Raw genomic sequence first — 13030 nt, 5'->3', positions numbered from 1 at the left:
CGCCGAGGTTGCCGGTGGTGTCGACGGTGACGGGCCGGGTGGCCTCGGGTGAGGATCTGCGGTCCGCGGACTACTGGGTGGACCAGGTCCGCCGGCCCGTCCGCTACGCCGACGCCGTCACCACCCTCCACGACAACGGCGTGCGGGCCTTCGCCGAGATCGGCCCCGGCGGCGTACTCACCGCCCTCGCCCGGACCGTCCTCGCCGACAGGCAGGACACCACGGTCCAAGCCCTCCAGCGCCACGACAGGACCGAGCCGCACGCGCTGGTGGAGGGTATCGGCATCCTCCACGCCCGGGGCGTCTCCGTCGACTGGGAGGCGTTCTTCGCCGGCACCGGAGCCCGCCGGGTCCCGCTGCCCACCTACGCCTTCCGCCACCAGCGGTACTGGGTCGAGGCCGGCGGAGGCAGCGGCCGGGACGCCGGCGGCCTCGGCCTCGACACCACCGACCACCCCCTGATCGGCGCAGCGCTGTTCCCCGGCGACCGCGACGAGGCGTTGTTCACGGCCCGCCTGTCGGCCCGCACCGCCGGTTTCCACACTGCGCACACCGTCGCCGGCGAGACCGTCGTACCGAACACGGTCCTGGCCGAACTGGCCATCCGGGCCGGCGACGAGACCGGCTGCACGGCCGTCGACCAACTCACCCTCGACATACCGCTGGTGCTGCCCCGCACCGGTGCCGTGCACCTCCAGGTCCGCGTCGGCGAACCGGACACGGCGGGCCGGCGCGTCCTCACCGTCCACGCCCGGCCCGACGACACCGGCGCGTCCTGGACGCGCCACGCGCACGGACTGCTGAGCCAGACACCGCTCGTCCCGCCGACGGCCACCGAGCCGCCGGCGCAATGGCCGCCGGCGGACGCCGAACCGGTCACCGGCGAGGACGACGCGCCCGACGGTGCGTCCGGCGCGTCCGCGATGTACGAGCGCTTCGCCGCCGCCGGATCGGAGTACGGGTCCCAGTACCAGGGGGTCAGCCGGATGTGGCGGCGCGGCGACGAACTGTTCGCCGAAGTGGCCCTGACCGCCGAAATCGGCGCGCAAGGCGACGGCTTCGCCCTCCACCCGGCCCTGCTGGAGGCCGCCCTGCAGCCGCTGTACGCCACCGGCCTGCCCGGTCTTCCGCGCACCGCGACCCGGTGGCGCGGCCTGCGCCTGTACGCCACCGGCGCCGACACCCTGCGCGTCCACATCGCCCCGCTCCCCGGCGCCGCCGACACCTACGCGGTGCACCTCACCGACCCGGCCGGGCAGACCGTCGCGGTGGTCGACGCCGTGACCATCGGTCCCGTCCACGCGGAAACGCTGCGGGCGGCCCGCTCGCGTCACCACGACGCGCTGCACCACATCGAGTGGCTCGCGCGGCCCCTGCCCGCCGCCGCCCTGCGCTGGATCACCCTCGGCTCGGACGCGTACCCGGACGTGCCCTCCGTGACCGCCGCCGTGGCAGCCGGCGACGGGATCGACGCCGTACACCTGGATCTGACTACCCACGCCGGACTCGTCGCCGAGGACGCCGTTAGGGACACGGTGGGCCGGGCCCTGGCATGGGCCCAGCAGTGGCTCGCCCAGGACACCCTGTCCGCGACGCCGCTGGTCGTCGTGACCCGCGGCGCCGTGGCCGTCACCGAGGACGAGGACATCACCGACCCGGCCTCGGCCGCCGCCTGGGGCCTGCTGCGCTCGGCGCAGTCGGAGGCACCGGGACGCATCGTCCTGGCGGACGTGGATGCCGGTTCGGGCACCGTTGCGGACGCCCTGTCCGCCGTGGTCGCCGCCGGCGAACCGCAGGCCGCGGTTCGCGGCACCGACACCACCGGCGCCCCCGGGATCCGCGTACCGCGCCTGTCGCGCACGCCGAGGCAGGCGCCCCCCGCGCCCGCCGGCCCGCAGACGGACTGGGACCCCGACGGCACCGTCCTGATCACCGGCGGTACCGGATCGCTCGGTGCGCACTTCGCGCGCCACCTGGTCACCTGGCACGGAGTGCGCCACCTGCTGCTGGCCGGCAGGCGTGGCCCGGACGCCCCGGGCGCCGAGGAACTGCGGGCCGAACTCCTGGCCCTGGGCGCGTCGGTGACCGTGGCCGCGTGCGACGTGGCCGACCGCACGGCACTCGCGCGGCTGCTGGCGTCGGTGCCGGCCGAGCATCCGCTGCGGGCCGTCGTCCACACCGCCGGCGTGCTCGACGACGGAGTCATCGCGTCGCAGACCCCACAGCGGCTCGACGCCGTGCTGCGGCCCAAGGCCGACGCGGCCTGGGCCCTGCACGAGCTGACCCGGGACGCCGGCCTGACGGCGTTCGTCCTGTTCTCGTCCGTCGCCGCGGCCATCGGCGGCCCCGGCCAGTCCACCTACGCCGCGGCCAACGCCCACCTTGACGCACTCGCCCGGCACCGCGCCGCGCTCGGCCTGCCCGCCACGTCCATCGCCTGGGGCCTGTGGGAGCAGGCGACCGGCCTGACGGGCGGCCTGACCGAGACGGACCTCAAGCGGATCGCCCGCAGCGGATTCCTCCCGGTCCGCCAGGAGCAGGGCACAGCCCTGTTCGACCTGGCCGTGCGGACCGGCCGCCCGTACACTGTGGCGACCCCGCTCGACGCCTCGGCCCTGCGCCGGCAGCCACAGGTTCCGGCGCTGCTCAGGTCCCTGGTGCGGGTGCCGGCCCGGGCCACGGCGAGTGGCGCGGCCGACGCGGGTCCCGCCCTCGCCGACCGGCTCGCCGGACTCGACGAACAGGCACAGCACACGGTCGTCCTCGAAGCCGTGACGGCGGAGATCGCCCGGGTTCTCGGCCGTGCCGACACCGCGGGCACCGACCCCGAACGCCCGCTGCAGAGCAGCGGCTTCGACTCGCTGACCTCCGTGGAACTGCGCAACCGGCTCGCCGCCGTCACCGGTCTGGGGCTGCCGGCGACCCTGATCTTCGACCACCCGACCCCCCGGGCCCTCGCCGCGCACCTGCGCACCGCGCTTCTCGCGTCCCAGGACGAGAACGAGAGCGCGGCGTCCGCCGAGGGCACGGCCGTCGACTACGGCGCCGACATCGAACTGCCCGACGACATCCGCCCGGCCGAGCAGGTCGTACGTACCGTCGTCGCCCCGGCCGACATCCTGCTCACCGGCGCGAGCGGGTTCCTCGGCGCGTTCCTGCTGCGTGATCTGATGCGCACCACGACCGCCCGCGTCCACTGCCTGGTGCGTGGCACGGACGACCGGGCGGCGTACGAGCGGCTGCGGGACAGCCTGGTCTGGTACCGCGTCTGGGACGAGATCGACGAGAGCAGGCTGCGCGTACTCGCCGGCGACCTGGCGAGCGAGCGTCTGGGACTGACCGAGGAGGCGTACGACAGCCTGGCCCGCACCGCCGACGTGGTCTACCACGCGGGCGCCACCGTGCACTGGCTGCACCCCTACGAGGCGCTGCGGACCGCCAACGTCCTGGGCACCCGGGAGATCCTGCGCCTGGCGGCCCGCCATCGCACGGTTCCGGTGCACTACATCTCGACGGTCGGCGTGTTCAACGGGCCGGTCACCCCGGGCGTTCCGCTGAAGGTGACCGACCCGACCGGTCCCGCCGAAGTGCTGCCGAGCGGGTATCTGCAGTCCAAGTGGGTCGCCGAACAGATAGTGGGCCTCGCCCGGGACCGGGGTCTGCCGGTGTCCGTGCACCGCGTCGACGTCATCTCCGGCGACACACGCAACGGGGCCTGCCAGACACGGGACTTCGTCTGGCTCAGCCTCAAGGGCCTTCTCCAGGCGCAGGCCGCGCCCGCGGGAGCCGGCGGACGTTTCCATCTTCTGCCGGTCGACTACGTCAGCGCTGCCATCGTCGGCATCTCGCTGCGGGGGGAGGCCGGTGGCACCTTCCACCTGTTCAACCGCAGCGCGCTGAGCCTCGCGGACTGTGTGTCGTACCTGCGCGAACTCGGCTACCGGCTCGACGAGCCGGACTGGGAGCGGTGGAGCGCGGCGGTGCGGGCCGACCGGGACAACGCCCTGCTCCCGCTGCTGCACGCGTTCGAGATGATGACCTCCGACACCGACGGCTTCTATCCGCCCATCGACACGACGGAGACCGAGGCGGCTCTCGCCGGCACGGACATCTCCTGCCCGCCCCTGACCCGTGAACTCTTCGGCCGGTACGTGGACTTCTTCGTCGAGGAAGGGCACTTCCCGCCCGCCCCGTGACCGCCCACGACCGCCGATCGGACGACCTCGTCCGGCCGTCCGGCCCCCGTCCGTTCGACTGTTCTCAGGGAGCAGCCGGACGGACGGCCCTTTTCCCCCGACTCCGTCCCCGAATCCGAGGTTCCGTCATGGGCGCTGCACAGGTGCGTTCGTTCGCCGAGATCGAGGCCGCCTTCGTCGAGTACGTCCAGCAGATCGTCTACTGCACGATGATCACCGTCGACCGTGCGAACCGCCCCCGGGCCCGGGTTGTCCTGCCCGTCTGGGAGGTGGTCGACGCGCGTCCCGTGGGTTGGCTGGCCGCCTACCGGACCCCGGTCAAAGCGGCCCACCTGGCGAACAACCCCCACACGACGTACTCGTACTGGCACCCGTGCCAGAACGCGGTGGCCGTCGACAGCGTCTCCGCCTGGGTGCACGACCCGGACACCAAACTGCGAGCCTGGGAGCTGTACCACCACAACAGCCCCCCTGGCGTCGGCTACGACCCCCACACCTTCTGGAGCGACGGCCCCACCAGCTCCGACTACCACCTGCTGCGCATCGATCCCTGGCGCGTCCAGGTCCTGCGCGGCTCCGACCTGGCCAGCCGTATCTGGGCCGACGAACCCCCCGAATGAGGCCGGTGTGCGCCGAGGACATGAAGGGATGTGACCGGCGCGCGCCGCTCCCAGCCGCCCCGCACGACCTTCGTACGTACCGTGGTCTTCATCTGTCTGCCAGGCCAACTGCCCAGCCGACACCCGAGGTCGGAAACGGCTCAGTGGCTGAGGAGCTGGGTTGTCTGGAGGGAAAACCTCCCTCCAGACAACCGACTTGCAGCTCTAGAAGAACCCAAGTTTCTTCGGACTGTATGAAACAAGAAGGTTCTTCGTCTGCTGATAGTGCTCCAGCATCATCTTGTGGTTCTCCCGGCCGATCCCGGACTGCTTGTAGCCGCCGAACGCCGCGTGCGCGGGATAGGCGTGGTAGCAGTTGGTCCACACCCGGCCCGCCTGGATCGCGCGGCCCGCCCGGTACGCGGTGTTCATGTCCCGGGTCCACACGCCCGCCCCGAGACCGTACAGCGTGTCGTTCGCGGTCTTGATCGCGTCGTCGAAGTCGTCGAACGAGGTCACGGACACCACAGGCCCGAAGATCTCCTCCTGGAAGATCCGCATCCGGTTGTCACCCTCGAAGATGGTCGGCTGGACGTAGTACCCGCCCTTCAACTCACCGTCGTACTCGATGCGTTCACCACCCGTGAGGATCCTGGCCCCCTCCTGCCGGCCGATGTCCAGATACGAAAGGATCTTCTCCAACTGGTCGTTGGACGCCTGCGCGCCGATCATCGTGTCCGTGTCGAGCGGGTGCCCCGGCTTGATGAGCTCGGTGCGGGCGACCGCGGCCTGGAGGAAATCGGCGTAGTTGCCGCGCTGGATCAGTGCTCGGGACGGGCAGGTGCACACCTCGCCCTGGTTGAGCGCGAACATGGTGAAGCCCTCGAGCGCCTTGTCACGGAAGTCGTCGTCCGCCGCCCACACGTCGTCGAAGAAGATGTTCGGCGACTTGCCGCCCAGCTCCAGCGTGACCGGCTTGATGTTCTCCGAGGCGTACTGCATGATCAGCCGCCCCGTCGTGGTCTCACCCGTGAACGCCACCTTCGCCACCCGCGCACTCGACGCGAGCGGCTTGCCCGCCTCCGCCCCGAAGCCGTTGACGATGTTCACGACACCCGCCGGCAGCAGGTCCGAGACCAGGCTCATCCAGTAGTGGAGGGACGCCGGCGTCTGCTCGGCAGGCTTGATCACGACCGCGTTGCCCGCCGCGAGCGCGGGCGCCAGCTTCCAGACCGCCATCAGGATGGGGAAGTTCCACGGGATGATCTGCGCGACCACACCGAGCGGCTCATGGAAGTGGTACGCCACCGTGTCGTCGTCGAGTTCGCCGAGCGACCCCTCCTGCGCGCGGATCGCGCCCGCGAAGTAGCGGAAGTGGTCGATGGCGAGCGGGATGTCGGCGGCAAGGGTCTCCCGTACCGGTTTGCCGTTCTCCCAGGTCTCGGCGACCGCCAGTGCTTCGAGGTTCGCCTCCATCCGGTCGGCGATCTTCAGCAGGATGCCGGACCGCTGGGTCACCGACGTACGGCCCCACGCCGGCGCCGCCGCGTGCGCCGCGTCGAGCGCGAGCTCCACATCCTCGGCGGTGCCCCGCGCGATCTCCGTGAACGGCTGCCCGTTCACCGGACTCGGGTTCTCGAAGTACTGCCCCCGGGTCGGCGGCACGTACTCGCCGCCGATGAAGTGGTCGTACCGCGCCTGGTAGGAGACGATCGCGCCGTCGGTACCGGGCGCCGAGTAACGGGTCATGCTGGCCTGCCTCCTTCAGCAGAGCCGCCCGCCGTTGGGCCGCTCTCGCCGCGAGGCTAGAAGCAGCGAGGTTGCAGACAGGTTGCGCACCGGTCCGTGGGCGCTGGGGCCGGGCTGGGTGCGTGCAGGGTCAGCCACGATCGCGGGAGGTGTACAAGGGCGCCGCCGCGTGGGCCGACAGGTGCCTGATACCCGCGTGAGTCGTGGAACCTGCGCCCCGGCCTCCGGCGTCGGTGTTCCGTCAGCGCCGGGCGGCCGGATGCGCCCAACCCCGTGGCGCCGCCTGTTCCGACTCCAGCTCGTTCAGGCGTGCCCCTACGGCCGCCGTCGGTCGCACTGCCGCGAGCGCACGCCATACGTCGAGGTCGTCCTCGCCCCACGGCGCGTGGGCCCAGTCGGCCAGCAGGTCCGGGTCCCGGCGGGCCACCAGCGCGGTGCGCAGGCCGTCGGCGAGCCTGCGCCGCAGCCGGGCCACCGCCGGTGCCCGGGAACCGGGCAGCAGCGGACCGGCATACGCCCGCACCGCCGTCGTGACCGCACCGGTCTCGATCGAGCGCTCCACGACGGCGATGTCCGACTCGACCCGCACCGTCAGCCGGTACGGGCGCGAAGCCAGCAACCCGGGCGCCAGGACACGGCGCAGCCGGGCCAGTTCGGCGCGCAGCGTCACCGGTGTCACCGACTCGTCCTCGTACAGCGCGCACAGCAGCTCGTCGCCGGTCAGCCCTTCCGGATGGCGGGTGAGCAGGACGAGAAGTTCGCTGTGCCGACGGCTGAGCCGCAACGCGCGCCCGGCGACAAGCAGATGAGCCTCGTCACGGCCCAGCGCGGTCAGTTCGAGCGCTTCCGTGGCGGGGCCGGCCGGGGCGAGCAGCGCCAGCTGGGACTCGGCGGCCCGCGCCACCGCCTGCACGAACCCGAGGCTGTGCGGATGCGCGAGCCCGTCCCGGCCGGTGATGTCCACGGCACCGAGCACCCGTCCCGTGCGCGGATCGTGCACCGGAGCCGCCGCGCACGTCCACGGCTGCACCTGCCGGATGAAGTGCTCGGCCGCGAACACCTGCACCGGCCGGTCCACGGCGACCGCCGTACCCGGCGCGTTCGTACCGACCGCGGACTCCGCCCAGCGCGCCCCCGGTACGAAGTTGATCCGCCCCGCCTGCCGTCTGGTGGTCGGATGCCCCTCGACCCACATCAGCCTGCCCTGCGCGTCGCACACCGCGAGCAGATGCTCGCCGTCGGCGGCGAAGGTGCCCATGAGCTCACGGAACAGGGGCATCACCCGGGCCAGCGGATGCTCCGCACGGTAGGCGCCGAGGTCGCCGTCCATCAGATCCACGCTCGCGGTGCCGTCCGGCCCCACCCCTGCCCGGGCGGAACGTCTCCAGGAGTCCGCCACCACGGAACGCACCGGCAGTGTCACCGTCCCCGCCTCGGTGAACGTCTCGTGCGCGCGACGCAGCACGCGTCCCCGTTCGACGGGGTCGGCTCCCTGTTCCAGGGCCACCCATGGATCGGTCAACTGGGCCTCCCGGAAGGCGATGCGGCTGGTGACATCGTCACTCGGGGGATGGACTGGGACAACCGTTTCGACGCCAGGAGACCGGTCGACGGCACCATCGCTTCGCTCAGGCGGCGTTGACGAGGCGTATGTAACGCGTCCAGTCCCAGTCGGGCCCCGGATCGGTGTGATCGGTACCAGGAACTTCGTAGTGCCCGATGATGTGCGTGCGCTCCTTCGGTATGCCGTAGCGCGTGCAGACCGTCGCGGTGAGCCTCGCCGACTTCTCGTACAGGGCGTCCGTGAAATAGCCGGGGCGGTCCACCCACCCTTCGTGTTCGATGCCGATGCTGCGCAGGTTGTGGTTCCAGTCGCCCGCGTGCCAGGCGATGTCGTGTTCCCGCACGCACTGCGCCACGTGTCCGTCGCCGGACCGCACGACGTAGTGCGCGGACACCTTCTTCCGCGGGTGCTGGAAGACGGCCAGGGTGTTGGCGTAGGAAGCCTGGGTGACATGGATGACGACGAGGTCGGGGACCCGGGTCACCGGGCGGCCGGACGCCGTGTAGTTGGCGGTGGTCGCTGGCTCCCAGGTGCCGAGCGGGTAGTCGAGCGACCGGGGCCGGGCGCCGACTCGGGGAGCGGGGAGCAGGGCGTAGAAGCCTGCGGTGAGCGCTGAGCTCTTCAACAGCCGTCGTCTGCTGGGGAACGACATGGTCCGCTCCATGCGTGAAATTCCTTTCGACTACGGGCGGGGGCTGGGGACTGGTAGGGGACTGGGGGCTACCGCGTATGAGACGCGTTGGTGTGGCAGGAGGATGCGGAGGCCTGAGAAGTGCTCGGCTCAGCGCTGGAGTGCCGTCGCCGTCTCGCGCAACTGTGCGTGCAGCCCACGATGGGTCTCGCGGGCCGGCAGCCACTCCTTGCGGATCTTCGCCACGCATGTGTAATTGGTGTCGCAAACGTTGGCCAGCGGGGACTCGACGGCCTGGGACGCGAACTGGTACGCGTCCAGTTCACTGAACCCGTAGTCCCGCACCAGCCATCGCACCAGGTCGAGCTGGGATATCCGGAACGCGTCCTCCAACGGCCGGGCCGAGCCGGTCGAGATGATGTGCGTGTCGGACTCGATACGCGGCCAGGGGGTGGCAACTCCCTTGAGCAGCTCGACGATCACCACGGTGTTCATCGCGCACTCGACGGCGACCCCGCAGGTCTCGCCCTCGCCCTGGCGGGCGTGACCGTCGCCGAGGCTGAGCAGCGCACCCTCGACGTTCACCCCGAGATAGCAGGTGACACCGGCTCGCATCTCCGGCGTGTCCATGTTCCCGCCGTGCGCGTCGGGCACCAGCGCGGACCGCACCTCCAGGTTGGCGGGCGCCACGCCCACCGTGCCGTGCATCGGGTCCATCGGCAGCTCGATCTCGATGTCGCTGTCCCGCGCGCGGAACAGTGCCGTGCGCCGCGTCCGGTCGAGTTGCCAGATCCAGACCGTCTCCGGCAGCGGAGGCTGCAGTGTGGCCGTGGTGTGGGTGGAGGTGAGCGCCCCGAACAACGGGACCGTTGTCGACGCCGCCCAGTCCCTTGCCGGCTCGATGGACACGAAGTGCACCGCGACGGTGTCGCCCGGTTCCGCGCCCTCCACATGGAAGGGACCCGTCTGCGGGTTCAGGAACGGGAACTCGCAGACCTCGGACACCAGATCCTTCTCGGAACGCACGCGTCCGGCGAAGCAGTCCTCCGTATACAGGTCGAGAACAGTGCCTGGCGCGATCCGCGCGACGGGCGGCGCGCCGCCGAACGTCCAGGCGTACTCGCCCGGTTCGGGGCGCACGGTCAAAATCCTGGGGTCGGTCATCGCTGCACAGCTCCGTTCTGCGGAAGGTCGGCGGTGGGGGCGCACCAGGCGGGCAACGTGACGGGCTGCGCCTCACGTGGATCACGCTACGGCGCTTCGTGGTCGGGCAGGAAGAGCCCTTGGATTTCGGTGGATGACCGAGTGATTGTGGATAACTCGGCCACTCCAACGGGTGACGGTGGCGTGCCGTGCCGGGCATCGAAGCCGCGGTCGGGGCAGCTCAGCTCCGCCCCGCCACCGCCCCGGGATCGTCCAGCACCGCCCGCACCACCGAGTGCGCGGCGCCCAGCAGCGGACCCTCGGGTCCCAGGCGCGACACCGACACCGCACAGGCGGGTCCCGCCGTGCGTCGGGCCAGTTCCGCCTCCAGCGACGGCAGCAACCACGGCGCGAGCCCGGACAGCGCACCGCCCAGGACGACGACCTCGGGGTCCAGCAGATTGACCGCGCCGGTCAGCGCGATACCGAGTGCTGTGCCGGCCCCCTCCAGAGCCCGCCGTACGTCCATGTCGCCCTGGGCGGCGCGCTCCGCGAGCAGCCCGACGCGGTCCTCGCCCGGCTCGACCCCCGCTGCCCGTAGGACCGCCTCCTCACCCGCGTACTGCTCCAGGCATCCGCGCCCGCCGCACGCGCACTCCGGTCCCTCCGGACGGACCGGCACATGCCCCAACTCGCCCGCGAACCCCCGCGTTCCACGCAGCAGCCGCCCGTCCACGACCACCGCCGCGCCGATGCCGATCTCGGCCGACACATGCAGGAAGTCGGACGGAGTGCCATCTCCGAGCCAGAGTTCCGCCAGCGCGCCGAGATTGGCCTCGTTGTCCACGGTCAGCGGAAACCCGGCGGGCAGGAGCGCGCCGAGATCCGTGTCGTTCCAGTCGAGGTTGGGGGCGCGGACGACCGTGCGCCCGTCGCGGGCCACGAGCCCCGGCACGGCGACCGCGAGACCGGCCGGCCACAGGCCCTCGCGCTCCACCTCGGCGATCACCTCTCGCACCAACCCGGTCAGTTCCTCGATCACCGGTTCGGGGGAGCGCCCGCGGTTGGCGCCGTGTCGCACGGCGCGTGCCCGCACCGCGCCCCGCAGATCGACCGCGCAGACCGCGAGATGGTCGACGCCGACCTCCGCGCCGATCCCGGCAGGACCATGCCCGCTCACGGCGAGCGCCGATCCGGGGCGCCCGACGCGGCCGGGCCGCTCGGGGCCCAGCTCCTCGAGCAGCCCCGAGCGGATCAGCTCGTCCACGAGTGTCGACACCGCCGCCCGGGTCAGCCCGATGCGAGAGGCGACCCCGGCACGGGACAGCGGCCCCTCGGCGCTGACGGTGTGCATCACGCGTGCGAGGTTGCGTCGGCGCATGCCCTGCTGTGTGTCGGGCAGCCGGGCGCCGGCGCCGGGCGGGCGGGCCTCGTGCAGCGGTGCGGTCATGCCTCCGTCAGTCCTCGGTCGGTGTCCGTGAGCCGACGTTCGTGGACGGACGTACGTCGGCGTCAGGGGTGGTCGGCGTCCTTCGGCGGATGTCGGTTCGGTTCCGTCGATTCGTGTTCGTGCCTCGGGCCGTCAGACGGTGTCCGTCCCCCGCTCCAGCAGCGGCGATGCGTCGGAGAGTACCCCGGCGATCCGGTCCAGCGTCGCCTGGTCCCGCTCCACCGCGTCCAGTACCGGCCCTCGGGCTGTGTCCCAGCGGCGGGCCACCGCGGCCGGATCCTCGCCGGTCAGCAGGCCCGCCGCCTGTGCCGCGGCGCCGAGCGCGACCAGTTCCTTGGCCTCGGGCACCTGGACGGGCCGTCCGGACAGCCGGCGTACGGTCTCCTGCCAGGCCGTACCGCGCGCGCCGCCGCCGATCAGCAGCAGCGGTGCCGAGCGGTCCGCCTCCGAGTCGAGCACCAGATCGAGGGCGCCGAGCAGCGAGTGCACCGCCCCGTCGTACGCGGCCTGGAGCAGTTGTCCGCCCGTCGTGTCGTGACGCAGTCCGTGCAGCAGCCCCGAGGCGCCCGGCAGGTTCGGGGTCCGTTCGCCGTCCAGGTAGGGCAGGAGGGTGACGGCCGTACCGGGTTCGACGGCCTCGCGGTCGAGGCCGAGCAGGGCCGCGACGCGGTCGACGGCGAGCGTGCAGTTGAGGGTGCAGGCCAGCGGCAGCCAGTCACCACGTGCGTCGGCGAAGCCCGCGACGGTACCGGTCGGATCGGCGGGCCGATGCGTCGAGACCGCGTACACCGTGCCCGACGTGCCGAGGCTCAGTACCGGAGTGCCGGGGCGCAGCCCGAGGCCCAGCGCGGCGGCGGCGTTGTCCCCGGTGCCCGCAGCGACCAGAGTGCCCTTGGAGAAGGGCAGATCATGGCCGTCACGGACGGTCCCGGCGACCTCACCCGGCCGGACGACCCGGGGCAGCAGCGCGGGGTCGAGCCCCACGTGCGCGAGCACCTCGGCGTCGTACGCCTCCGTCCCGGACGCCCACCAGCCCGTCCCGGAGGCGTCGCCGCGGTCGGTGGTGCCCTGGCCCGTGAGGCGCTCGGTGAGGTAGTCGTGGGGGAGCCGTACGGCCTTGACGGCACGAACCGCCTCCGGTTCGTGCTCCGCCAGCCAGGCCCACTTCGTGACCGTGAAGGAGGCTCCCGGCACGCTTCCGGTGCGCTCCGCCCAGCTCTTCGCGCCGCCGAGTTCCTCGACCAGCCGGCGAGCCTGGGGCGCGGAGCGCACGTCGTTCCACAGCAGCGCCGGACGGACCGGGTCGCCATGGGCGTCCAGGGTGACGAGCCCGTGCTGCTGGCCGCCGATCGACACGGCGGCGGCCTCGCGGGCCGCGTCACCGCATTGGCTCAGTGCCTCGCACAGGGCGCTCCACCACTGCCGCGGGTCGCTCTCGCGTCCTGCCCCGGTGGTGACGGTGTGCGCTGCCTGGCCGCTCGCCACGACCTGGCCGGTGGCCGCGTCGACGACCAGCGCCTTGGTGGACTGGGTCGACGTGTCCACGCCGACAACGAGCGGACCCTCGGCTGCTGACATCGCGTTTCTCCCTCTTCCGCGGCTCCGCGGGATCTGGCCTGGTGTTTTCCGGTGCTTGTCCGGGTCGCGGCGACCCGTCCCCACCCTCAGTCTCTGCTCAGGGAAACGTTTCAGGGACAC

8 protein-coding genes are annotated in these 13030 nt (G+C 72.0%); 2 read left to right on the top strand and 6 right to left on the bottom strand.

The window, feature by feature from the left end:
- Positions 1 to 17: 17 nt before the first annotated feature.
- Both G3I56_RS22460 and G3I56_RS22455 read left to right on the top strand, forming a co-directional pair.
- Positions 18 to 4196, top strand: a complete 4179-nt coding sequence (locus G3I56_RS22460; protein WP_343240025.1) for a thioester reductase domain-containing protein — start codon at positions 18 to 20, stop codon at positions 4194 to 4196.
- A 128-nt stretch (positions 4197 to 4324) separates the two neighbouring features.
- Complete coding sequence (locus G3I56_RS22455) at positions 4325 to 4816, top strand: pyridoxamine 5'-phosphate oxidase family protein (RefSeq protein WP_164411635.1); 492 nt, start codon at positions 4325 to 4327, stop codon at positions 4814 to 4816.
- Between the two features lie 204 nt (positions 4817 to 5020).
- Here the strand turns inward: G3I56_RS22455 and G3I56_RS22450 are convergent, their stop codons facing one another.
- The 6 genes from G3I56_RS22450 to xylB form a co-directional block, all read right to left on the bottom strand.
- On the bottom strand, positions 5021 to 6544 hold the full coding sequence (locus tag G3I56_RS22450) for an aldehyde dehydrogenase family protein (RefSeq protein WP_164411633.1): 1524 nt from the start codon (positions 6542 to 6544) through the stop codon (positions 5021 to 5023).
- Between the two features lie 241 nt (positions 6545 to 6785).
- Positions 6786 to 8066: a GAF domain-containing protein gene (locus tag G3I56_RS22445; protein WP_203690399.1), complete on the bottom strand. Its 1281-nt coding sequence runs from the start codon at positions 8064 to 8066 to the stop codon at positions 6786 to 6788.
- A gap of 106 nt (positions 8067 to 8172) precedes the next feature.
- Positions 8173 to 8772 (bottom strand): N-acetylmuramoyl-L-alanine amidase, encoded by a 600-nt coding sequence (locus G3I56_RS22440; protein WP_164411630.1) that lies wholly within the window; start codon positions 8770 to 8772, stop codon positions 8173 to 8175.
- Between the two features lie 117 nt (positions 8773 to 8889).
- A complete protein-coding gene (locus G3I56_RS22435) occupies positions 8890 to 9903 on the bottom strand; it encodes an acetamidase/formamidase family protein (RefSeq protein WP_164411628.1) in 1014 nt (337 codons plus the stop codon).
- A gap of 220 nt (positions 9904 to 10123) precedes the next feature.
- Positions 10124 to 11332: an ROK family transcriptional regulator gene (locus tag G3I56_RS22430; protein WP_164411626.1), complete on the bottom strand. Its 1209-nt coding sequence runs from the start codon at positions 11330 to 11332 to the stop codon at positions 10124 to 10126.
- Positions 11333 to 11464: 132 nt separating this feature from the next.
- Positions 11465 to 12910 (bottom strand): xylulokinase, encoded by a 1446-nt coding sequence (gene xylB, locus G3I56_RS22425; RefSeq protein ID WP_164411624.1) that lies wholly within the window; start codon positions 12908 to 12910, stop codon positions 11465 to 11467.
- Positions 12911 to 13030: the final 120 nt, after the last annotated feature.

This window comes from Streptomyces sp. SID12488 (genome assembly GCF_010548275.1).
GTDB lineage: Bacteria > Actinomycetota > Actinomycetes > Streptomycetales > Streptomycetaceae > Streptomyces.
The sequence above is the reverse complement of the archived record's forward strand: the minus strand, read 5'-3'. Positions and strand labels throughout refer to the sequence as shown.

Excerpts from the sequence above, each read along its gene's own strand:
- G3I56_RS22440 (WP_164411630.1), bottom strand. The coding sequence starts at position 8,772 with ATGGAGCGGACCATGTCGTTCCCCAGCAGACGACGGCTGTTGAAGAGC.
- G3I56_RS22455 (WP_164411635.1), top strand. The coding sequence starts at position 4,325 with ATGGGCGCTGCACAGGTGCGTTCGTTCGCCGAGATCGAGGCCGCCTTC.
- xylB (WP_164411624.1), bottom strand. The coding sequence starts at position 12,910 with ATGTCAGCAGCCGAGGGTCCGCTCGTTGTCGGCGTGGACACGTCGACC.
- G3I56_RS22435 (WP_164411628.1), bottom strand. The coding sequence starts at position 9,903 with ATGACCGACCCCAGGATTTTGACCGTGCGCCCCGAACCGGGCGAGTAC.
- G3I56_RS22430 (WP_164411626.1), bottom strand. The coding sequence starts at position 11,332 with ATGACCGCACCGCTGCACGAGGCCCGCCCGCCCGGCGCCGGCGCCCGG.
- G3I56_RS22450 (WP_164411633.1), bottom strand. The coding sequence starts at position 6,544 with ATGACCCGTTACTCGGCGCCCGGTACCGACGGCGCGATCGTCTCCTAC.